Origin of the sequence: Burkholderia cepacia GG4 (assembly GCF_000292915.1) — a bacterium.
GTDB lineage: Bacteria > Pseudomonadota > Gammaproteobacteria > Burkholderiales > Burkholderiaceae > Burkholderia > Burkholderia cepacia_D.
On record NC_018513.1, the window covers coordinates 2,127,495 to 2,150,194 of the forward strand.

Below are 22,700 nucleotides of genomic sequence, written 5' to 3' on the forward strand. Positions count from 1 at the left end.
CGTCACGCCTTGCGCCCCGCCCGCACGACGCCCGTCACTTCACCGAGCAGCGTGCACGCACGCTGCACCTGTGCCGAATTCGTCACCTCGACCGTGAACTGCATGAATGCCGCATTGCGGCGGCTCTGCGTCTTCACGCCCACCACGTTCATCTTCTCGCGCGCGAACACTTCGGAGATGTCGCGCAGCAATCCCTGCCGGTCGCTCGCCTCGATCATCAGGTCGACCGGATAGACGGACGCGCCGCGTCCGCCGAGCACGTCGGCCGACCAGGTCGTCTGCAGCACGCGCTCCGGCGCGCGCTCGACCATCCGCCGGAACGTCGGACAGTCGCTGCGATGGATCGACATCCCCTTGCCGCGCGTCACGAAACCGCTGATCGGGTCGGGCGGCGCCGGACGGCAGCAGCGCGCAAGCTGGGTCAGCAGTGCATCGACGCCCACCACCAGCACGCCGGTCGACGCGCCGTGCGCGACGCTCGCCCCGCTGCTGCGCTTCTCGAAATCGGCGGGTGCCTCAGGCGCATGTTCGGGCGGCGGCGCATCGGAGAGCGCGTGCTCGACGTTGCGCAGGCTGAACTCTTCCTTGCCGACGACCGAGAACAATTCCTCGGGCGACTTGAAGCCGAGCTTCGTGGCGAGGTTGTCGAGGTTGACCGACGTCTTGCCCTCGCGCTGCAGCGTCTTTTCGACGAGCGCGCGGCCATGCGCGATGTTCTCTTCCTGCTCGATCGAGTTGAACCACGCACGCACCTTCTGTCGCGCGCGCGGGCTCTTCAGATAACCGAGCTGCAGGTTCAGCCAGTCGCGTGACGGCCCGCCCTCCTTCACCGCGACGATCTCGACCGTCTGGCCGTTCGCGAGCGACGTATTCAGCGGCACCATCACGCCGTCGACGCGCGCGCCGCGGCAACGATGGCCGAGCTCGCTGTGCAGGTGGTAGGCGAAATCGACCGGCGTCGCGCCCTGCGGCAGCGCGATTACGCGCGCCTGCGGCGTCAGCACGTAGATGTGATCGTCGTCGAGCGACGTCTCGCGCAACTGCGCCCACGCCTTGTCGCCGGACACTTCGGCGCCGTCCTCGACGTCGTCCTTCCACGCGAGCAACTGGCGCAGCCAGGCGATCTTCTCGTCGTACTTGTCGCTCGCAGAGAACTGACCGCCATAGCCGCGCGCGCCCGCCTCCTTGTAGCGCCAGTGCGCGGCGACGCCATACTCGGCAAACCGGTGCATGTCCTGCGTGCGGATCTGCACTTCGAACGCACGGCCGTCGTCGCCGATCACGACCGTATGCAGCGACTTGTAGCCGTTCGGCTTCGGCCTCGAGATGTAGTCGTCGAATTCCTTCGGCACCGGCTGCCACAGGTGATGCACGATGCCGAGCACCGCGTAGCAATCCTTGATGTCCGGCACGATCACGCGGAATGCGCGCACGTCGTACAGCTCGGAGAAATCGAGCTCCTTGCCGCGCATCTTGCGCCAGATGCTGTAGATGTGCTTGGGCCGCCCGCTCACGTCGGCCGGGATGTGCGCTTCCGCCAGCTCGTGCTGCAACCGCTCGATCGCCTCCGCAACGTACGCCTCGCGTTCGATGCGCTTCTCGTCGAGCAGTTTGGCGATGCGCTTGTAGGTGACCGGATCCTCGAAGCGGAACGCGAGATCCTCGAGCTCCCACTTCAGTTGCCAGATGCCGAGACGGTTCGCGAGCGGCGCGTAGATCTCGAGCGTCTCACGCGCGACGTCGGGCGGCGGATCGATCTTCGCTGCCGCGTAGTAGCGCAGCGACTGCAGCCGCGACGCAAGCCGGATCAGCACCACGCGGATGTCCTGCGCGAACGCGAGCAGCATCTTGCGCAGCGCCTCGATCTGCGTGCGCCGCTCTTCCGCTGCGTCGCGCCCGGTGTCGGGCTTCGCATTCTGCGCGGCGCGCAGGCTGACGGTGCCGAGCCGCAGCAGCTTGCGCACGTCGGCCACGAGCCGCGCGACCTCTTCGCCGAACCGCTCGGTCAGCTCGCGCCCGGGATCGCTCAGATGCGGCGTCAGCACGAACAGCGCAGCCGCCTGCATCGCGTGCGGATCGACGTTCAGCGTACGCATGATCGACGCCGTGCCCGCCGAGTGATCGGCGAGCAGCTCGCCCGACGACAGGCGCGCGTCGCCGGCCCGCTCGCGCACGAACGCGAGCACGTCGTCGAACGACGGCGCAGCGACGGAAGAAGCGGAAACGGACTCGGTCATCGCACGGCCTGGCGTATTGCGGTCATCGTGGTGCTTCGCTCAGCTCCGCTGCGCGGCGACGACGACGATCTCGACGAGCAGCGCCGGATCCGCGAGCTTCGCCTCGACGGTGGCGCGCGGCGGCGTGTTGCCCTGCGCGACCCACGCGTCCCACTCCGCGTTCATGCCTTCGAAGTTCGCGAGATCCGAAATGTAGATCTGCACCGACAGCAGATGCGCCTTGTCGCTGTTCGCTTCGGCGAGCAGCCGGTCGATGTGGCCGAGCACTTCGCGCGTCTGGCCCTTGATGTCCTGGGTCGTGTCTTCGGCGATCTGGCCGGCCAGATACACGGTACCGTTGTGGATCGCGGTTTCGGAGAGACGGGCCCCGACGTGGTGACGAATGACTGCCATGGAATGTTCCGGTCGTATGAGTGGGTGAAGAATCGGCGACGACGCGGCCCGCGTGCCGCCGAACCGCATATTATGACGCGTTTATGCAACGCCTTCGACGAAAAACCGGCGTGCGAGCGCAATCTGGTCGGCACGGGTGAATGCCGGCGCATGGCCCGCGCCCGGAATCTCGACCCGCGCCACATGCCGGCCGCGGCGCACCATCTCGGCGACCGTGTCGCGCGACAGCAGGTCGGAGCTTTCACCCCGCACGACGAGCAGCGACGCGTCCGTCGTCTCGATCGCGCGCCACAGCGCGGCCTCGCCGAGCGCGGCCAGTTCGGGCGTGGTCGCCTTGAACGGTTCGGCAATGCGCGGATCGTAGCGCATCGTCCAGTCGCCCTCGGGCAGTTCGCGCAGCAACGGCGCGTTGATCTCGCGCCACTCGTCGCCGGACAGCGCGCCGAACGGCAGCGAAAGCGACGTCAGGTAGTCGATGCCTTCCTGCTCGGTCGCGAAGCGCGGCTGCACGCCGAGGTATTCGCCGATGCGCGTCAGCGAATCGGGCTCGATGCGCGGGCCGACGTCGTTGACGATCATCCGGCGCAGCGGCGAACCGGACAACCCGGCGAGCGCCATCCCGATCAGCCCGCCCATCGACGTGCCGAACCAGTCGACCGATTCGACGTCGAGCCGCGCGATCAGCGTCACCATGTCGGCCACATATTGCGGAATCGCGTAAAGCCGCGGGTCGGCGAGCCAGTCGGAGCGGCCGCGCCCGACGACGTCGGGGCAAACGACGCGATACGTATCGGACAGCGCGGCGGCAAGCCGGTCGAAATCGCGCCCCGAACGGGTCAGGCCGTGCACGCAGACCAGCACGCGCGGATTGGCGGGATCGCCCCATTCGGTATAGGCGACGTGGTGAAGGCCGGCGACGCTTGCACATTGCACGCGCCGCTGACGGGGAACCGGAGGATTCGCTGAGGTTGTTGGCATCGTTGGCATCCTGTCGAACGGGGGCGGCACGGCGGGACATCGCTTGTGCCCGCTTGTGCCGCCCGATGCAAACGATTGTAAACCGCTTCGCTCAGGCGAGTCGGCGCAACCGGGACGCGGATGCGCCGTTCACCCGCCACCAATGACAAACGCCCCGCGTGCCGTCGTCCGGCATGCGGGGCGCCGCAACCACGCTCGCGCGCGGCGAACTTACGCGACCGCGCTCACATCGAGCGGCGCGCCGGTCTTCGCCTGGATTTCTTCCGCGCTGACGCCATCGGCGAGCTCGAGCACCTTCAGGCCGTCCGGCGTCACTTCGATCACGCCGAGATCGGTGATGATCAGGTCGACCACGCCGACACCCGTCAGCGGCAGGTTGCATTCGTCGAGAATCTTGTGCTGGTCGCCCTTCGCGACATGCTCCATCAGCACGACGACGCGCTTCACGCCCGCGACGAGATCCATCGCACCGCCCATCCCCTTGATCATCTTGCCGGGGATCATCCAGTTCGCGAGGTCGCCCTTCTTGCTGACCTGCATCGCGCCGAGGATCGCGAGGTTGATGTGGCCACCGCGGATCATCGCGAACGAATCGGCCGACGAGAAGATCGACGAGCCCGGCAGCGTCGTGACGGTCTGCTTGCCGGCGTTGATCAGGTCGGCGTCGACTTCGTCCTCGGTCGGCGACGGGCCGATGCCGAGCAGGCCGTTCTCCGACTGCAGCCAGACTTCGACACCTTCCGGCACGTGGTTCGCGACGAGTGTCGGCAAGCCGATGCCGAGGTTCACGTAGAAGCCGTCCTGCAGTTCCTTCGCCGCGCGCGCGGCCATCTGGTCACGATTCCAGGCCATGTCAGTCTCCTTTCGCGCGTACGACGCGTTGTTCGATGCGTTTTTCAGGCGTCGCGTTCAGCACGATGCGCTGCACGAAGATCCCCGGCGTATGGACCTGGTCCGGATCGAGTTCGCCGTTCTCGACGATCTCCTCGACTTCCGCCACGGTGATCTTGCCCGCCATCGCACACATCGGGTTGAAGTTGCGCGCAGTGCGGCGATAGATCAGGTTGCCGGACTTGTCTGCTTTCCACGCCTTCACCAGCGCGACGTCGGCCGTCAGCGACGGCTCGAGCACGTACTGGCGATCGCCGAACTGGCGCGTTTCCTTGCCTTCCGCGATCACGGTGCCGTAGCCCGTGTTCGTGAAGAACGCGGGGATGCCGGCACCGCCCGCACGCAGCTTCTCGGCGAGCGTGCCCTGCGGCGTGAATTCGAGCTCGAGTTCGCCGGCCAGGTACTGGCGCTCGAACTCCTTGTTCTCGCCGACGTACGACGAGATCATCTTCTTGATCTGGCGCGTTTCCAGCAGCAGGCCGAGACCGAAGCCGTCGACGCCCGCATTGTTGCTGATGCAGGTGATGCCCTTGACGGCGGAATCGCGCAGTGCCGCGATCAGCGCCTCGGGAATCCCGCACAGGCCGAAGCCACCCACCGCGAAGGTCTGTCCGTCGCGGACGATCCCTTCCAGCGCGGCAGCCGCGCCAGGATAGACTTTGTTCATCTGTTTGTCCCTTCCTCTATGGAAACCAGCAAAACCGGTTCACGCGCCCACTGGGCCGCAAGCCCGCCGCATCATTCTATGCATGCACGGCGATGCCTGCGTCGAGGCGCGCTGTTTTTATATCGCGACAAACCGCCACGAGATGCCTGAAAGGGTACGATGTGGCGCCGATGCGGCACAATACGCAAAAATACATAAGCATTTGCCTCCGCTTGCCTGCACCATGCCCGCTCTCGATTACCAGACTGCCTTTCACCTCGCGCCGCTCGGCCTCGTGATGTCGCGCGACCGCGTGATCGAGGACTGCAACGACGCGCTCGCGTCGATCTTCCGCTGCACGCGGGCCGACCTGATCGGGAAATCGTACGAGGTGCTCTATCCGTCGCCGGACGAATTCCAGCGCATCGGCGAACGTATCTCGCGCGTGATGATCGCGAACGGCACCTACGCCGATGACAGAATCATGAAACGCGCCGACGGTGAGCTGTTCTGGTGCCACGTCACGGGCCGCGCGCTCGACCGCACCGCGCCGCTCGCGGCCGGCGTGTGGACCTTCGAGGACCTGAGCGCGACACGCCGAGTCGCCGTGGAACTGACACCGCGCGAACGCGAGATCGCCGCACAGCTCGCCACTGGCAAGACCAGCAAGCAGATCGGGCGCGTGCTCGACATCAGTTCGCGCACCGTCGACATCTACCGCGCACGGCTGATGCGCAAGTACGGCACGAACAACACGCCGGAACTGCTGCAGCGCCTGCTCGGCCAGTGAACGGCGCCCCGGAATGACGATCGGCCGCATGTCGCGGCCGATTCGGGGCTACCCGGAAATCACGACACCCCGGCGCCCGGGCGCCGGCTTCGCCGCCGCGGCGCTCAGTCGACCTTCTCCGCGAGCGCGCGCTCGACCGTATCGCGCAGCAATTGCGGCAGCGGCACCGACTTGCCGAGCGCATAGTCGACCCATACGCAGCGTGCGTGGCCGCGTGCATAGACGTGCTGCGGATCGTCCGCACGCCTGAGCTCGAAACCCGTGTCGAGGCTGCTGCGGCCCGGCTTCGCGGCCGACATCCTGGCGATCACGTCGCCCGGATAATGCAGTTGCTTCAGGAACTCCATCGACGCCGTGACGATCACGGGCCCCTGCCCCTCGCCGTTGCCGCCCGCGATGCCGAGTTCCTCGAACCACGAGATGCGGGCCTGCTCCATGTAACGGAAATAGACCGTGTTGTTCACGTGGCCGAACGCATCCATGTCACCCCAGCGGATCGGCATCGACATCTCAAAAACAGGGGAATAATCACTCATTGCAGTCTTCTTGGTTACTGAACGTCATCCACTCAGGCGAGGGCGAAGCCGTCGTCGGCGGAGATAATCGAGCCATTGATGAACTGCGACTCGTCGGCCGCGAGCAGCAACAACAGCCCGTCGAGATCCTGCGGCTTGCCGACTCGCCGACGCGGCAGCATCGACTCCAGCTTCTGGCCCTGCTCGGTTTCCCACAGGTAATGATTGATTTCGGTATCGATATAGCCCGGACAGATCGCGTTGACGTTGATCCCGTGGCGGCCCCATTCGAGGGCCATCGCGCGCGTCATCTGCACGACCGCCGACTTGCTCATCGCATACAGTCCGATCTGCGGAAACACGCGCAGACCGGCCACCGACGCGATGTTGATGATCCGGTACGGCGGCTTGCCGTTGCCGTTCGAGCGCATCATCATCCGCTTCGCGACTTCCTGCGCGACGAAAAACGCGCCGCGCGTGTTGGTGTCGAACACGAACTCGAAATCGGCCGGCGTCACGTCGACGAGCTTCTGCATCGTCGAGACGCCCGAATTGTTCACCAGGATGTCGATCGTGCCGGCTTCCGTCTCCGCATGCGCGACGGCTGCCTTGATGCTCTGCACGTCGGTGACATCGAGCGACACGACATGCGCGGCACCGCCCTCCGCCTCGATCTCCGCGCGCAATTCCTTCAGGCGCTCGACACGGCGGCTCGCGAGCACGACCTTCGCACCCGCCTGCGACAGCACCTGCGCAAAGCGCTGTCCGAGGCCGCTCGACGCGCCCGTGACCAGCGCAACCTTGCCTTCCAGATTGATCGATCGACCCATTGCACATCCCCTTTCGATGTCGTTTCGCCGCAGCGGGCACCCTGTCCCACGCAGCATAACCCTAGCACAAAAAATAGAACGACCGTGCTAATCTAGCCGCATGTTGTTGCGGCAAGCGTTTCGTTTCGCAGACAATACGCTCCCGAATAAAAGCATTCTAACGGTTAGAGGAACGCCAATGACCCCCGCAAGCCTCATCGAGCAATACGGCCCGCGCGAATCGATGGAATACGACGTCGTGATCGTCGGCGGCGGCCCCGCCGGGCTGTCTGCCGCGATCCGGCTCAAGCAGCTGGCTGCCGAGAAAGGCACCGAGATCGGCGTGTGCGTGCTCGAGAAGGGTTCCGAGATCGGCGCGCACATCCTGTCGGGCGCGGTGATGGATCCGCGCGCGATCAACGAACTGTTCCCCGACTGGAAGGAACGCGGCGCGCCGCTCGACGTCGAGGTCACGGAAGACCGCTTCCTGTTCCTGTCCGAGAAGAGCGCGGTCACGACGCCCAACTGGGCGCTGCCCGCCAACTTCCAGAACCACGGCAACTACGTGATTTCGCTGGGCAACGTCACGCGCTGGCTCGGCCAGCAGGCCGAAGCGCTCGGTGTCGAGATCTTCCCCGGCTTCCCCGCCGCGGAGATTCTCTACAACGACGACGGCTCGGTGAAAGGCGTCGCCACCGGCAACATGGGCGTGGGCAAGGACGGCGAGCCGACCGAGAACTTCCAGCTCGGCATGGAGCTGCACGCGAAGTACACGCTGTTCGCCGAAGGCTGCCGGGGTCATCTCGGCCGTCAGCTGATCTCGAAGTTCAAGCTCGACGCGAACGCGGATCCGCAGGCCTACGGGATCGGCATCAAGGAACTGTGGGAAATCGATCCCGCGAAGCACAAGCCGGGCCTCGTGATCCACACGGCCGGCTGGCCGTTGAAGTCGGATACCTACGGCGGCTCGTTCCTGTATCACATGGACAACAACCAGGTCGTGGTCGGTTTCGTGGTGGGCCTCGGCTACACGAACCCGTACCTGTCGCCGTTCGAGGAATTCCAGCGCTACAAGACGCACCCGTCGATCCGCGCGTTCCTCGAAGGCGGCAAGCGAGTGTCGTACGGCGCGCGCGCGATCACGGCCGGTGGCCTGCTGTCGCTGCCGAAGACGGTGTTCCCGGGCGGCGCGCTGATCGGCGACGACGCGGGCTTCCTGAACGCATCGCGGATCAAGGGCAGCCACGCGGCGATCAAGACCGGCATGCTGGCAGCAGACGCCGCGTTCGACGCGGTGCAGGCCGGCCGCCAGAGCGACGAGCTCAACGCCTACCCGGACGCCTTCAAGCAATCGTGGCTGTACTCGGAGCTGTACCGCGCACGCAACTTCAAGCAGTGGATGGCCAAGGGCCTGTACCTCGGCACGCTGATGGTCGGGCTCGAGCAGAAGGTGATGGGCGGCAACGTGCCGTGGACGCTGCACCACAAGCATGCGGACCACGAGATGCTGAAGCCGGCGTCGCAGTGCCAGCCGATCGAGTACCCGAAGCCGGACGGCAAGCTGACGTTCGACCGGCTGTCGTCGGTGTTCATCTCGAACACGAACCACGAAGAGAACCAGCCGGCGCACCTGACGCTGAAGGATGCGAACGTGCCGGTGAACGTGAACCTGCGCACGTACGCGGGGCCGGAGGGGCGCTTCTGCCCGGCGGCCGTGTACGAGTTCGTGAAGAACGACGACGGCAGCGATCGCCTGGTGATCAACGCGCAGAACTGCGTGCACTGCAAGACCTGCGACATCAAGGACCCGACGCAGAACATCGTGTGGGTCACGCCGGAAGGCGGCGGCGGGCCGAATTACCCGAACATGTAACCTGCCGGAAAACGCCGCCTCGCGCGGCGTTTTTTTCGTCCGTTCCGGATTCGACGCCGCCCTGACCTCAATCGGGCGCGCGCTTCATGCACGGCGCCCCACATCGGCCGCCCTAGCGCGCTGCGATCCGCCGACGGAAATGCTCGGTACCGGACACGATCTTGTCGAGCACCGCGTCGAGCGCCCAGAACCGCTCGCGCACGTCGTAGTCGATCGCTCGGCAACGGATCGACCCGAACGTGCCGAGCCGCTGGTGATAGATCTTCGCGAGCGCCGGGTAGCCCAGTGCCTCCGACACCGCCGAGACCACCAGGAACGTCGACAACTCGTCGGCGAGCGCCGGATTCGCGTCGCCCTGCATGCGCAACCATCGATACAGATCGGGATGAAAATTGGTGAACACGCCGTTGAAGCCGGCGGAACCCGCCTTCATCGCATCCCACGCGATCGCGGCGTTCGCATTCAGGATCTTCAGCGGCGATCCTGCGGCGAGCGCAACGCGTCGCTTCACCGTTTCCAGGTCGCAACTCACGTCCTTGAGCATCACGAAGCGGCCGGTATCGATGCACGCACGCAGTTCGTCGTCAGACAGCAGGCGCCGGTAAGGCGCCGGACACTCATACAGGCCGAGCGGCAGATCCGACGGCAAGCGCGCGAGCAGCTTGTGAAGATGGTCGAGAAACGCCGTGCTGCCCTTGCGTTGCGGATCGAGGCGGTTGGTCACGAGCACGACGCCCTGCGCGCCCGATTCCGCCGCCGCGCGCAGTTCCGCGACCTGCGAATCGAGATCGTCGCTGATGTGCCCGGACGCGACGACGGGCACGCGCCCGGCCACCCGTTCGACCACGAAACGCGCGAGTTCCGCCCGTTCGGCCAGACTCAGGAATTGCATCTCGCTCGATTGCGCGACCGCGAACAGCGCATCCGAGCCGTGCGCCAGATACCATTCGATGAGTCGCTCGAGGCCCGCGTAGTCGATCGCGCCGGCATCGTCGAACGGCGTCAGCATCACCGGTACGATCCCCTCGATGGTCGCGGTCGACTGCTGATGTGGTTGCATCTGTTTCTCCTTCCTTCAGTGAATACAGGGTGTAGCCGACGGACTCAGGCCGGCAGCGGTCCGGGCGCGGCGCTCGCGGACTGCTCGGGAATCGGCTTGCGCACCAGCAGCAGATAGGCCATCGCGCCGGCGAAGGCGATTGCCGCCGCCGTCAGCAACGCCGGCACGAACGACCACTTCTGCGCAATGACACCGGTCAGGATCGGTGCGAGCGCACCGCCGATGAAACCGCCGAAATTCTGGATCGCGCCGAGCGATGCGATGCGGCTCGGCGGTGCGGCGGCCGTCGCGAGCGCCCACGAACATGCCGATGCCGCATTGGCGAGAAAGATCACGACCGAAATGCAGGCGAGCGCGACCGTGTTGCTCTGCACGAGCGCGGCCGGAATCGTGAACGCGACCATCCCGAGCATCGCGACGACCACCGCATTGCGCCGGCTCACGACCGGCGAGCGGCTGCGGCGCGTCACCAGATCCGAGAGCCAGCCAGCGACCAGCGAGCCGATGAACCCGCACAGGAACGGCACGGATGCCGCAAACCCGGTGCGAATGAGGCTCATGTGACGCTCCATCGTCAGGTAGCCCGGCAGCCAGGTGAGGTAGACCCAGTTCAGATACACGGAACCGAAGAATCCAATCAGCATGCCCCAGGTCGTGCCGTGCGAGAACAGGCTGCGCCAGTCGGCAAAGGTCAGTTTCGGCATCGCGACGGCAGTCTGCGCATCGGCATCGAGATACCCTCGCTCCGCCGCAGTCAATTGCGCGCGGGCCGGATCGCGGTACAGCGCAAACCAGACGACCGCGACGACGAGACCGAGTGCTCCCGTCACGACGAACGCCCAACGCCAGTCAAACGATGCGACGAGAACCGACAGCAACAACGGCGCGAGCGCGGTACCAAGCGGCGATGCCGCGTTGAAGATCCCGGTCGGCGTACCGCGCGCCCGCACCGGAAACCAGTTGCTCACGACCCGCGCCGCCGACGGGAACTGCGGCGCCTCACCGATGCCGAGCACGATACGCGCGACGATGAACCAGCCGAAAGTGGCCACGATGCCGCCCGCCGCCTGCGCGAACGACCAGACGATCAGCCCGATGCCGAGCAGCCGGCGCGGTCCGATGCGGTCGACCAGCCCACCGACCGGGAACTGGCACAGCGCATAGCTCCACGAGAAGGCCGACAGCAGCAACCCCATCTGCGAGAGCGACAGCCCGAGATCGTTCCGGATTGCCGAACTCGCGACGGCCAGCGTGCCGCGGTCGAGATAGTTGACGATCCCGCTCGCCATCAGCAGCGCGAGCGCGATACGCTGGCCGCGCCGGATACGTGGCGGCGCAGTCGGTACAGTCTGGTCTTCGTTCATTGCGTTTGTCTCCATATCTTCGATGAATGCCCGCCTGGCCTTTCCGTCGTCGCGGAATCTAGACCGCCATGCGCGCCACTTCTTCGCGTGTCGGAATCGACGTCTGTGCGCCGTGGCGCGTGACGCTGATCGCGGCCGCACGCTGACCGAACGCGATTGCGTCGTCCATCGACGCACCGCTCGCCCGGGCGGCCGCGAACCCGCCCACGAAAGTGTCGCCGGCCGCCGTCGTATCGACGGCGACCACCGCCACTGCCTGATGGCGGCCGCTCCCTGCGCTGCCGCGCCAGCAGACGCCGCGCGCACCCAGCGTGACCAGCACATTGCCGACCCCCTTTGCGCGCAGCGCATCGGCGGCCCGCACTGCCGATGCGTCGTCGCCGACGGCGATGCCGGTCAGCGACTCCGCTTCCGTCTCGTTGACCACGAGGTAGTCGACGCGGGCCAGCAAGGCGTCGAACAGCGGCTGCGCGGGCGCCGGATTGAGCAGCACCGGCGTGCGATGCGCGATCGCACTGCCGATGGCACGCACAACGGTCGTGATCGGTACCTCGAGCTGGCACACCATCAGCGCCGCGCCGGCGATCGCGTCGTGCGCCGCGTCGATCCGTTCGGCATCCAGACAGGCGTTCGCACCAGGCACGACAACGATGCTGTTCGCCCCGTGCGCATCGACCGTGATCGTGGCGATTCCGGTTGCCTCACCGCCAATCCGGTGCAGGTGCGTGACGTCGATGCGTTCAGCCGCCAGCGCGTCGTACACACGCGCCCCGAACGCATCGTCGCCGACGCAGCCGATCATCGCGACCGATGCGCCAAGGCGGGCGGCCGCCACCGCCTGGTTCGCGCCCTTGCCGCCGTGGACCGTCTGGAACGTGGTGCCGAGCAGCGTTTCGCCCGGTACGGGCAGCCGCGGCGCATGCGTGACGAGGTCGACATTGATGCTGCCCACGACAGCGATCCGGGGTGGTTTTACGTGATTCATCATCGAATGTAACCGCTTACATTTGCGATCGACAAAATGGCCGGGAAGGCCGTCGTCAACGAAAACTTCACAATGCGGCTGGAACCTGTGTCTGCCATAATACGGATTGGAATCAAGATAGCGCTTACATTCTCACAGGCTGAGTTGAGAATGCAAGCGGGACCACGATGAATCGAGGGTAAACGATGGCGCTTCCGACAACGTGCGAAGTCTGCGGGACAGCCGCGTCCAGGGATAACCGATGAGTACGCCTCCACCCAACGGCGGCACGGCACGCGCACGCCGCGGCAGCGGCCGGTCGGTGCTCGGGGATGTCGCGAAACTCGCCGGCGTGTCGACCGCGACCGTTTCGCGCGTCTACAACGATCCCGGCAAGGTGTCGGCCGACGTACAGCAGCGCGTGCGCGACGCGGCACGTGCACTGAACTGGATTCCCAACGCAGCCGGCCGCGCACTCGCGTCCACTCGCACCCACATCACCGGCGCGATCATCCCGACGCTCGACGACCAGGTGTTCGCGTCGCAGGTAGCGGGCATGCAGGCGGTCATGGCCGAACACGGCATCACCCTGTTCCTGGGCTGCTCGAATTACGATCCGGCGCAGGCGCTGGCGCAGGTGCGCGCGATGCTGTCGCGCGGCGTCGAAGCCGTGTCGCTCGTCGGTGAAGCGTATCCGCCGGAAGTATTCGAACTGCTCGACCTGCATCGGGTGCCGTACGTCGTTACCTATGCTTACCGCGACGACAGCCCGCACTGCTGCATCGGCTTCGACAACCGCGCGGCATTCGCGCGACTGACCACGCACCTGCTCGACCTCGGGCATCGCGATTTCGCGATCATCATGCAGCCTTCGACGGACAACGACCGCGTGCAGGCCCGCCTGCGCGGCATTCACGACACGCTTGCCGCGCGCGGGCTCGCGGTCCGGCCGGTGCACCAGCACGAGGGCGCTGCCACGATCGCGTTCGGGCGTGCGAGCCTGCGCGCGATCGCCGACAGCGCGGCGACACGGCCGACGGCCGTGATTTGCGGCAACGACGCACTCGCGCTCGGCGCGCTGCTCGAGGCGCAGGCACTGGGTCTCGAGGTGCCGTTGCAATTGTCGATCACCGGGTTCGACGATGTCGCGCTCGCTCGCGAAATCCGGCCGTCGCTGACGACGATGTGGGTCGACACCGATGCAATCGGACGCAAAGCCGCCCACGCGTTGCTCGACGCACTCGAGAACGGCGAAGCCGGGCCCGGTTGCGCAATCCTGCCCGAGTTGCGCTTGCGCGAATCGGCCGCGCCGCCGCATCCGGCGGCCCAATGAAAACGGGGCGCCCAGGCGCCCCATTTCGGATCGAGCCGGCGCGTGCCGGCTCCGTTGTATCAGGTCGCGCTGCCGGCGATCTTCGGCGTCGGCGTCTCGACGTCGCCGCACTGCGCGCGATGGCGCAGCGCATGGTCGATCAGCACCAGCGCGAGCATCGACTCGGCGATCGGCGTCGCACGAATGCCGACGCACGGATCGTGACGGCCGAAGGTTTCCACCGTCGCCTGCTCGCCGGCCTTGGTAATCGAGCGGCGCGGCGTGCGGATGCTCGACGTCGGCTTGATCGCGATCGCCACGGTGATGTCCTGCCCGGTCGAAATCCCGCCCAGCACGCCACCCGCATGGTTGCCGACGAACCCGGCCGGCGTCAGCTCGTCGCCGTGCACCGAGCCGCGTTGCGCGACGCTGTCGAAGCCCGCGCCGATCTCGACCCCCTTCACCGCATTGATGCTCATCATCGCCTTCGCGATGTCCGCATCGAGACGGTCGAACACGGGTTCGCCCCAGCCGACCGGCACGCCCGACGCGACGACGTCGATGCGCGCGCCGATCGAATCGCCGTCCTTGCGCAGCGCGTCCATGTAGGCCTCCAGCTCCGGGACGATCGCCGCGTTCGGCGAGAAGAACGGATTCTCGCGCACATGCGACCAGTCGACGAACGGCACGTCGATCTCGCCGAGACCGCTCATGTAGCCGCGCACCTCGACGCCAAAGCGCTCGCGCAGCCACTTCTTCGCGACTGCGCCCGCGCCGACGATCGGCGCGGTCAGGCGCGCGGACGAGCGGCCGCCGCCGCGGTAGTCGCGAATGCCGTACTTCTGCCAGTAGGTGTAGTCGGCATGGCCGGGGCGGAACGTCTCGACGATGTTGCCGTAGTCCTTGCTGCGCTGGTCGGTGTTGCGGATCAGCAGCGCGATCGGCGTGCCGGTCGTCACGCCTTCGAACACGCCCGACAGGATCTCGACCTCGTCGGCCTCCTGGCGCTGCGTCACGTGCCGCGACGTGCCGGGCTTGCGGCGATCGAGCTCGACCTGGATGTCGGCTTCGGTGAGCCCCATTCCCGGCGGGCAGCCGTCGATCACGCAGCCGATCGCGGGACCGTGCGATTCGCCGAAGGTCGTGACAGTGAAAAGCGTGCCGAGGGTATTGCCGGACATGATGGAACCGCCCAAAGAGAAATGGACAAAGCGATACGCTGCCGGGGCCGCAGGCAGGCCGATCGTTTGCCGGTCGAGAAAAGAGGTAAACCGCTATTATGCCAGCCGTCCCGGGCCCGCGGGCCGAGTGAACCGTTCAGGCCACCCGGGCCGCTCACAGACCCGGCCCGGCGCCGCGGCGGCCGACCTGCGCCGTGACGGTCGGGCCGACCGGCTCGCGGCCGTCATCCCGACCGCGCCCGCCCCGCCTACTTCCGCGCGCCGCGCAATTCCGTCACTGCGGCCTGCAGCGCTTCGGGCGTCGCGACCGATGCCGGAATCGGCTCGCCGACCGCAAGCGTCAGCCGGCTCATCACGCCGCGCTTGATAGGCCGCGGCATCCGCGCATCGGCATGACGGGAGAAATAGCTGCCCCACAGCCCGCGCAGCGCCATCGGAATCACGGGTGCCGGCGTACGCCCCAGGATCTCCGTGATGCCATGGTGGAACGTGTTGATGTCGCCCGTCTTGGTCAGCTTGCCCTCGGGGAAGATGCACACGAGCTCGCCGTCCTTCAACGCGGCCTCGCACGCGTCGTACGCACGCGCGAGCATGTCGGGATCCTCGTGGCGCGGCGCGATCGGGATTGCTTTCGCATGCCGGAACACCCAGCTCGCGAAGCGTGCCTTGAAGATCCGGTGATCCATCACGAACCGGATCGGTCGCGGGCTCGCGGCGGCCAGCACGAGCGCATCGACATAGCTCACGTGGTTGCACACGAGCACGGCCGCACCCTCTTCCGGGATCCGCTCCGCATGCACGAGGCGAATCCGGTAGAACGTGTGCACGAGCACCCACGCGACGAAGCGCAGCAGGAATTCGGGGACGAGCAGGTAGATATACGTCGCGACGACGACGTTCAGCAGCGCGGTGACGAGGAACAGACCCGGAATGTCGACGCCGGCCTTGGTCAGCCCCATCGCCATCAACGCCGACAGGATCATGAACAGCGCATTCAGGATGTTGTTCGCGGCGATGATCCGCGCGCGGTGGGTCGGCGCGCTGCGGCTCTGGATCAACGCATAGAGCGGCACGCTGTAGAAGCCGCCGAACATCGCGAGCAGGAACAGGTCGGCCAGGATGCGCCAGTGGCGCGCGCCGGCCAGGAACTCGCCGACCGACAGCAGATGGCCGGGCGACGGCAGCGCGTGGCTCGCGAAATACAGCTCGATCGCGAACACGCTGATGCCGATCGAGCCGAGCGGCACGAGGCCGATCTCGACACGCCGCTGCGACAGCCGCTCGCACAGCAGCGAGCCGAGGCCGATCCCGACCGAGAACGTCGCGAGCAGGGCCGTGACGACGTCGGGGCTCGCGGACAGCACGTCCTTCGCGAAATTGAAGAACGACGTGAGGAACGTCGCGCCGACGAACCACAGCCACGAGATGCCGAGCAGGCTCAGGAACACGGTGCGGTTCTGCCGCGCGAGCCCGAGGTTGCGCCAGGTCTCGCTGAACGGATTCCAGTTGATCACGAGATCGGGCTGCGGCGCCGGCGTCGACGGCACGCGCTGCGCGACGAGCCGCCCCGCGAGCGCGATGACCACGACGCTGACGGCGAGCACGCGCTCGCCGCTGCCGTCGATGCCCGCGGCCGCGCCGCCGATGATCGTGCCGATCAGGATCGCGATGAACGTGCCCATCTCGACGAGACCGTTGCCGCCGACCAGTTCATGGTCGCCGAGATGCTGCGGCAGATACGAATACTTGACGGGGCCGAACAACGTCGAGTGCATGCCCATCATGAACGTGCACAGATACAGCAGGGGCGCGCTGTGCGTGACGAAGCCGGCCGCACCGACCAGCATCAGCACGATCTCGAAGGTCTTCACGAAGCGCGTGAGCGTCGCCTTGTCGTATTTGTCGGCGATCTGGCCGGACGTAGCCGAGAACAGCACGAACGGCAGGATGAAGATCGCGGAAATCAGGAACGCGGCCGTCTTCGCGTCGACACCGGAGAAGCGCGCGGTGTGATAGGTCACGAGCGACGTGAAGCCGATCTTGAACACGTTGTCGTTCAGCGCGCCGAGGAACTGGGTCGTGAAGAACGGCGCGAAACGACGCTGGCGCAGCAGGTCGAACTGCGACGCGTGGCCGCGCCGTTCGTCGCGCGACGCGGAAGAGACTTGCGTGTGGTCGCTCATGCGGAATACGCGCGCATCGTCTGGGCGAAGCTGCGCGGGCCTTGTTGTGGTGTTGTTGAAAAAACGGCGGCGCAGGCTGAACCTGCGCCGCCGTGCGCCGAATGGCAGCGCCCGCGCGTCATGGCAACGGGCGCGACGCGTTTCACGGCTTGTGCGCTTCGGCTTCCGATTCCGGCCAGTCGCGGATGTACGCCTTCAGCATCCGGTTCTCGAAGCTCTGCGCCTCGACGACCGTCTTCGCGACGTCGTAGAACGAAATGACGCCCATCAGCACTTTCTTGTCGAGCACCGGCATGTAGCGCGCGTGGCGCTCGAGCATCATCCGGCGCACTTCGTTGACGTCGGTTTCCGGCGTGCACGTGAGCGGCTCGTCCATCACCTTGCGCACCTGCACGTCGCCGATCGCGCCGCCGTTCACGTGCAGGCGCAGGATGATCTCGCGGAACGTCAGCATCCCGACGAGATCGCCGTACTCCATCACGACGAGCGAACCGATATCGTGTTCGGCCATCGTATCGACCGCTTCGCGCAGCGGCTTATCCGGCGTCACCGTAAACAACGTGTTGCCCTTCACTTTCAGAATATCGCTGACGCGCATCGTAGTCCCCTCATGCTTGAATGCAAATCCTCTTTCGATCCTATCGGAAAGCCTGTCAAAAGGAAAGCGCAGGCCGGCGCGGCGCGGCCGCCCCGCTTGCGGACGCGGGCCGCCCGCCGCACAATGACCGCATGGACGGCGGACCGAGGAGACGGCCATGGCGCATACGCATTCGGAGCAATTCGCCAGCTTCGCGGATTTCTACCCGTACTATCTGAACGAACACCAGAACCTGACGTCGCGGCGGCTGCACTTCATCGGCTCGCTCGGCGTGATCGGCTGCGTCGCGATGGCGATCGCGACGGGCTACTGGCTGTGGCTGCCGGCAGCGGTCGCGTGCGGCTACGGATTCGCGTGGGTCGGACACTTCTTCTTCGAGAAGAACCGCCCCGCCACGTTCCGGCACCCGATCTACAGCCTGATGGGCGACTGGGTGATGTTCAAGGACATCTGCACCGGCAAGATTCCGCTGTAACGCCCGCCGAGCGCCGCGTCACGCCGTTTTCGGCGGCCGCGCGTGCGGGTCGGGCGCAGCATCGGCCACCGTGCCGGGCTCGATCGTCGCCGGCTGTGCGCCCGCCAGCCGGTGCGCGGCGATCAGCGACGCGAGCGACACGTCGAACCGGTCGTTCGACAGCACCTCGAGCAGTGCCGCGCCTTCGACGTGGCTGCGGCGTCGCTGCAACTGGTAGGTCAGCTCCGTGCGGTCGATCACCAGCACGTCGAACAGCTGCGCCAACGTGAGTTGCTCCGGGTTCGCCAGCAGGATGTAGCGCGGCGCGAGCTCGCCGTTGTCCAGCCGCGCGATCCACTCCCGCTCCTCCATCGTCAGCAATAGCCGCTGCGCGGTTTCCATGTCGCAGCGCAACATGGTCGCGAGCCGTATCGCCGTATAGCCCGCCTTGCCGATTGCGCGTGCCTCGGCGAGGCGCGCGAGCAGCTCGAGCGCGTCGAGCAGGTCGCTGCCCGGATAGTGGATCCGATGGAACTGGCCGACGCGGATCGCCGGCAGCGCGGACGCGACCATCGCGCCGAGCAGCGCGATGAACCAGCTCAGGTACACCCACAGCAGGAACACCGGCAGCGCCGCGAAGGCGCCGTATACGGCCGTATAGGTCGGAATGCGCCGCACGTAATAGCCGAAGCCGCGCTTCGCGAGCTCGAACGCGATGGCGGCGAACAGCCCGCCGATCACCGCGTCGCGCCACGCGACCGTGCAGTTCGGCAGGTAGACGTACAGCAGCGTGAACGCGAGCACGGTGAGCGGCAACGACACGAGCGCGAGCAGCCACTCGACGATCGACGTCGACGGCGCGGCGCCGGTGAACGCCAGCGACTGCGTAAACAGGTACGACGAGATCGACAGGCTCACGCCGAACAGCAGCGGGCCGAGCGTGATCAACGCCCAGTACGCGAGCACGCGCTGCGCGAACGGCCGCGGCTTGCGCACCCGCCAGATCAGGTTGAACGCGGATTCGATCGTCATCATCGTCATCACCGACGTGACGACGAGCACGATCAGGCCGGCCGTCGTCAGCCCCTTGGCCTTCGACGCGAACTGGTTCAGGTACTTGAAGATCTGGACGTTGAACTGCGCGGGCATCAGGTGGTCCGCAAGGAACCCCTGCAGCGAGACCTGGAACGACGCGAACATCGGGAACGCAGTGAACAGCGCGAACGCGACCGTCACGAGCGGCACGAGTGCCAGCATCGTCGTGAACGTCAGGCTGCCCGCCACCTGCGGGATGCGATCCTCGGCGCTGCGCCGGGCCGCGAACTGCGCGAGGCGCTTGATGGTGTCGAGATCGATGCTCAACTTCGGCAAACGGTTTCTCCTTCTTGATGCCGCGCGCCCGACGGCGCGCCACCGCCGCGCTGCGCGACGGCTTCAGCCCCTATAATAGCCGCTCGATCCAGCAGGGGCCGACTGCACCGGGCATGCGCGCGGCCGCACGCGGCCCCGTCGCCCATGAAAGACATCCTCGTCCTCTATTACAGCCGTCACGGTGCCACGCGCGATCTCGCGCTCGCGATCGCGAACGGCATCGACAGCGTGCCCGGCATGCAGGCACGCATCCGCACCGTGCCGTCCGTCTCGACGGTCTGCGAAGCCACCGCCCCCGACATCCCCGCCGACGGCCCGCCGTACGCGGAACTGCGCGATCTCGAGGAATGCGCGGGCCTCGCGCTCGGCTCGCCGACCCGCTTCGGCAACATGGCCGCGTCGCTCAAGTATTTCCTCGACGGCACGACACCGCAATGGCTGTCGGGCGCGCTGACCGGCAAGCCGGCAAGCGTGTTCACGTCGACCGGCAGCCTGCACGGCGGCCAGGAATCGACGCTGCTGTCGATGATGCTGCCGCTGCTGCATCACGGGATGATGATCATCGGAATCCCGTACACGGAATCCGCGCTCAGCACGACGCGCACCGGCGGCACGCCTTACGGCGCGTCGCACGTGTCGCACCACGATCGCAGCGCGCCCGCAGGGCTGTCGGCGGACGAAAAGGCGCTCGCGGCCGCGCTCGGCGTGCGGCTCGCGCGCGCGGCGGCGGCCCTGTCGGACGCCCAGGCCGTGCTGAGCCTCGCGCGCCTGAACCGCGTGCGCGCGCTCGATCCGCACAACAATACGATCACCGTTGAGGCCGGCGTGATCCTCGCCGACGTGCAGGCACGCGCGCGCGAGGGCGACCGGTTGTTCGCGCTGAGCCTGGCCGCCGAAGGCAGCTGCACGATCGGCGGCAACCTGTCGACCAACGCCGGCGGCACCGCGGTGCTGCGCTACGGCAACGCGCGCGAGCTGTGCCTCGGGCTCGAGGTCGTGACGCCGCAGGGCGAAATCTGGGACGGCCTGCGCGGACTGCGCAAGGACAACACGGGCTACGATCTGCGCGACCTGTTCATCGGCGCGGAAGGCACGCTCGGGATCATCACGGCCGCCGTGATGAAGCTGCACCCGCTGCCGGCCGCCCAGGTCACGGCACTGGCCGCGCTCGAGTCGTCGCACGCGGCGCTCGACTTCCTCGCGCTCGCGCAGCGCGCGGCCGGGCCGCTGCTGACCGGCTTCGAGCTGATGTCGGACTTCTGCATGCAGCTCGTCGGCAAGCACTATCCGCAACTGCCCTACCCGTTCGACCGGACGCACGCGCAGACGGTGCTGCTCGAACTGTCGGACAACGAAAGCGAATCGCATGCGCGCGCGCTGTTCGAGAAGCTGATGGAAGAGGCGTTCGAGGCCGGGCTCGTGGTCGACGCGGTGGTCGCGGAAAATCTCGCGCAGTCGCGCGCGTTCTGGGACCTGCGCGAGCACATCCCGCTCGCACAGGCCGACGAGGGGCTCAACATCAAGCACGACATCGCGGTGCCGATCTCGTCGATCGCGCGCTTCGTCGACGAAACCGATGCGGCGATCCAGCAGGCTGCGCCGGGCGCGCGGATGGTGACGTTCGGCCACCTCGGCGACGGCAACCTGCACTACAACGTGCAGACGCCCGAAGGCGGCGACCCGAAGGCGTTCCTCGCGGAATTCCAGGCGCCGATCAACCGGGTCGTCTACGACAACGTGCACCGCCATCACGGCACGATCAGCGCGGAACACGGGATCGGCCAGTTGAAGATCGACGATGCGCAGCGCTACAAGTCGCCGGTCGAAACTGCGCTGATGCGCACGCTGAAGACCGCGCTCGACCCGCGTGGGCTGATGAACCCCGGCAAGGTCCTGCGCTGAAGCCACCCACCCCGGAGCAACGCCCGTGAAAGTCCGCGTACTGTCCGACCTGCATCTCGAAAGCAACCAGCCCGACACGATCGCACATGCCGATGCGGATCTGGTCGTGCTGGCCGGCGACATCCACAATCATGCGGAAGGCCTGCGCTGGGCCGCCGAGACGTTCGACCCGGGCGTGCCGGTGATCTACGTGCCGGGCAACCACGAGTACTACGACGGGGAATTCGGTGCGCTCGAGACGGCGATGCGCGACGCCGCGGACACGATCGACAACGTGCATTACCTGAACAACGGCGTGTACGTCGATCCGGAGCAGCGCTTTCGCGTGCTGGGCACGACGCTGTGGACCGACTTCTCGCTGTTCGGCACCGACGACGCGAGCTTCGCGCGCGCGATCGAGGCCAGCATGCGCGTGATGCTCGATTTCAAGGGCCTGATCCAGGTGACGTGGCCGCATGAAGCGGCACTGCATGCGGGCGGCACGCCGGAGCGGGATTTCGCGCCGGCCGACGCGATCGCGCTGCACCGGCAGAGCCGGGCATGGCTGGAAGCACGGCTCGCGACGCCGTTCGCGGGCCGCACGATCGTCGTCACCCATCATGCGCCGCACCTGCGCTCGCTGGCGGAGCGCTATGCGGAGGATCTGTCGTCGGCGGGATTCGTCACGGACATGGCGGAACTCGTGCGGCCGCCCGTGGACCTGTGGATCCACGGCCACACGCATACGTCATTCGATTACGTGACCGACAGCGGCACGCACGTGGTGTGCAACCCGCGCGGCTACATCCACCGGCGCACCGGTGAGCTGGAAAATCCCGCGTTTGCGTGGGACCGAGTGGTCGAGCTCGGCTGAGCGCCGGCTCATCGGGCCATCGCAGGCCATCGGGCCACGCGATGCGGCCCTCCCCGATCTGAAAGGCTGCCCGATCAGCGATCGGCGCGGCGCGATCCGGTCGACGACGGGCGGACCCGCACCGGCACCGGCTTCATCCGCGCCTTCATCGCGCGGAGCAGATCGCGCGTCGCCGCGGCGGCGGCGGCCGCGCCAAGCAGAACTCCAAGGCCGATCATCAGTTGCGTATCCATTACGACTCCGGGTGGGCAGATCTCTATGACTGAAACAGTATCAAACTGTCCGCTGCCTGATGGTAAAAAAATGTTGCGTGAAGGACAAATCTC

Annotated in this window: 21 protein-coding genes; 6 read left to right on the forward strand and 15 right to left on the reverse strand. The window is 66.6% G+C overall.

The window, feature by feature from the left end; genetic code table 11:
- Nucleotides 1–2: 2 nt before the first annotated feature.
- The 5 genes from GEM_RS09755 to GEM_RS09775 all read right to left on the reverse strand — a co-directional run bounded on the left by GEM_RS09755 (nt 3) and on the right by GEM_RS09775 (nt 5,166).
- On the reverse strand, nt 3–2,237 hold the full coding sequence (locus GEM_RS09755) for a RelA/SpoT family protein (protein ID WP_014897237.1): 2,235 nt from the start codon (nt 2,235–2,237) through the stop codon (nt 3–5).
- A 39-nt stretch (nt 2,238–2,276) separates the two neighbouring features.
- Complete coding sequence (locus GEM_RS09760) at nt 2,277–2,630, reverse strand: RidA family protein (RefSeq protein WP_014897238.1); 354 nt, start codon at nt 2,628–2,630, stop codon at nt 2,277–2,279.
- 81 nt (nt 2,631–2,711) lie between these two features.
- A complete protein-coding gene (locus GEM_RS09765) occupies nt 2,712–3,608 on the reverse strand; it encodes an alpha/beta fold hydrolase (protein WP_014897239.1) in 897 nt (298 codons plus the stop codon).
- A 210-nt stretch (nt 3,609–3,818) separates the two neighbouring features.
- The gene (locus tag GEM_RS09770; protein ID WP_014897240.1) at nt 3,819–4,460 is read right to left on the reverse strand and encodes a CoA transferase subunit B; all 642 of its coding nucleotides are present in this window, start codon (nt 4,458–4,460) and stop codon (nt 3,819–3,821) included.
- 1 nt (nt 4,461) lies between these two features.
- The gene (locus GEM_RS09775) at nt 4,462–5,166 is read right to left on the reverse strand and encodes a CoA transferase subunit A (RefSeq protein ID WP_014897241.1); all 705 of its coding nucleotides are present in this window, start codon (nt 5,164–5,166) and stop codon (nt 4,462–4,464) included.
- 223 nt (nt 5,167–5,389) lie between these two features.
- Here GEM_RS09775 and GEM_RS09780 point away from each other — a divergent pair, with 223 nt between their 5' ends.
- Nucleotides 5,390–5,935: a LuxR C-terminal-related transcriptional regulator gene (locus tag GEM_RS09780; RefSeq protein WP_014897242.1), complete on the forward strand. Its 546-nt coding sequence runs from the start codon at nt 5,390–5,392 to the stop codon at nt 5,933–5,935.
- 104 nt (nt 5,936–6,039) lie between these two features.
- Here GEM_RS09780 and GEM_RS09785 read toward each other — a convergent pair whose 3' ends face one another.
- Complete coding sequence (locus GEM_RS09785) at nt 6,040–6,471, reverse strand: acyl-CoA thioesterase (protein WP_039320126.1); 432 nt, start codon at nt 6,469–6,471, stop codon at nt 6,040–6,042.
- 32 nt (nt 6,472–6,503) lie between these two features.
- Nucleotides 6,504–7,280, reverse strand: a complete 777-nt coding sequence (locus GEM_RS09790) for an SDR family oxidoreductase (protein ID WP_014897244.1) — start codon at nt 7,278–7,280, stop codon at nt 6,504–6,506.
- Between the two features lie 178 nt (nt 7,281–7,458).
- Between GEM_RS09790 and GEM_RS09795 the strand changes: the two genes are divergently transcribed.
- Complete coding sequence (locus tag GEM_RS09795; RefSeq protein ID WP_014897245.1) at nt 7,459–9,132, forward strand: electron transfer flavoprotein-ubiquinone oxidoreductase; 1,674 nt, start codon at nt 7,459–7,461, stop codon at nt 9,130–9,132.
- A 112-nt stretch (nt 9,133–9,244) separates the two neighbouring features.
- Here the strand turns inward: GEM_RS09795 and GEM_RS09800 are convergent, their stop codons facing one another.
- The 3 genes from GEM_RS09800 to rbsK are packed head-to-tail and all read right to left on the reverse strand — an operon-like array spanning nt 9,245 to nt 12,544.
- Complete coding sequence (locus GEM_RS09800) at nt 9,245–10,192, reverse strand: dihydrodipicolinate synthase family protein (RefSeq protein ID WP_014897246.1); 948 nt, start codon at nt 10,190–10,192, stop codon at nt 9,245–9,247.
- Between the two features lie 44 nt (nt 10,193–10,236).
- Complete coding sequence (locus GEM_RS09805; RefSeq protein WP_014897247.1) at nt 10,237–11,556, reverse strand: MFS transporter; 1,320 nt, start codon at nt 11,554–11,556, stop codon at nt 10,237–10,239.
- Between the two features lie 58 nt (nt 11,557–11,614).
- On the reverse strand, nt 11,615–12,544 hold the full coding sequence (gene rbsK, locus GEM_RS09810; RefSeq protein ID WP_041490504.1) for a ribokinase: 930 nt from the start codon (nt 12,542–12,544) through the stop codon (nt 11,615–11,617).
- Between the two features lie 238 nt (nt 12,545–12,782).
- Here rbsK and GEM_RS09815 point away from each other — a divergent pair, with 238 nt between their 5' ends.
- A complete protein-coding gene (locus GEM_RS09815; protein ID WP_014897249.1) occupies nt 12,783–13,853 on the forward strand; it encodes a LacI family DNA-binding transcriptional regulator in 1,071 nt (356 codons plus the stop codon).
- Nucleotides 13,854–13,912: 59 nt separating this feature from the next.
- On the opposite strand, the gene aroC is transcribed toward GEM_RS09815, so the two are convergent.
- From aroC to GEM_RS09830, 3 genes are all read right to left on the reverse strand, one after another.
- Nucleotides 13,913–15,013, reverse strand: coding sequence for a chorismate synthase (aroC, locus tag GEM_RS09820; protein WP_014897250.1), 1,101 nt, complete (start codon nt 15,011–15,013; stop codon nt 13,913–13,915).
- A gap of 248 nt (nt 15,014–15,261) precedes the next feature.
- Nucleotides 15,262–17,196, reverse strand: coding sequence for an MFS transporter (locus GEM_RS09825; protein ID WP_014897251.1), 1,935 nt, complete (start codon nt 17,194–17,196; stop codon nt 15,262–15,264).
- Between the two features lie 142 nt (nt 17,197–17,338).
- Nucleotides 17,339–17,794 (reverse strand): CBS domain-containing protein, encoded by a 456-nt coding sequence (locus GEM_RS09830; protein ID WP_006488504.1) that lies wholly within the window; start codon nt 17,792–17,794, stop codon nt 17,339–17,341.
- Nucleotides 17,795–17,951: 157 nt separating this feature from the next.
- On the opposite strand from GEM_RS09830, the gene GEM_RS09835 reads away from it, so the two are divergent.
- A complete protein-coding gene (locus GEM_RS09835) occupies nt 17,952–18,269 on the forward strand; it encodes an Mpo1-like protein (RefSeq protein WP_014897252.1) in 318 nt (105 codons plus the stop codon).
- An 18-nt stretch (nt 18,270–18,287) separates the two neighbouring features.
- Here GEM_RS09835 and GEM_RS09840 read toward each other — a convergent pair whose 3' ends face one another.
- Nucleotides 18,288–19,619, reverse strand: a complete 1,332-nt coding sequence (locus tag GEM_RS09840; protein WP_014897253.1) for a YihY family inner membrane protein — start codon at nt 19,617–19,619, stop codon at nt 18,288–18,290.
- Nucleotides 19,620–19,763: 144 nt separating this feature from the next.
- Between GEM_RS09840 and wrbA the strand changes: the two genes are divergently transcribed.
- Nucleotides 19,764–21,521, forward strand: coding sequence for an NAD(P)H:quinone oxidoreductase (gene wrbA, locus GEM_RS09845; protein WP_014897254.1), 1,758 nt, complete (start codon nt 19,764–19,766; stop codon nt 21,519–21,521).
- A 25-nt stretch (nt 21,522–21,546) separates the two neighbouring features.
- The gene (locus GEM_RS09850; protein WP_014897255.1) at nt 21,547–22,374 is read left to right on the forward strand and encodes a metallophosphoesterase; all 828 of its coding nucleotides are present in this window, start codon (nt 21,547–21,549) and stop codon (nt 22,372–22,374) included.
- A 74-nt stretch (nt 22,375–22,448) separates the two neighbouring features.
- Here GEM_RS09850 and GEM_RS31800 read toward each other — a convergent pair whose 3' ends face one another.
- Nucleotides 22,449–22,607 (reverse strand): hypothetical protein, encoded by a 159-nt coding sequence (locus tag GEM_RS31800; RefSeq protein WP_014897256.1) that lies wholly within the window; start codon nt 22,605–22,607, stop codon nt 22,449–22,451.
- Nucleotides 22,608–22,700 lie beyond the last annotated feature (93 nt).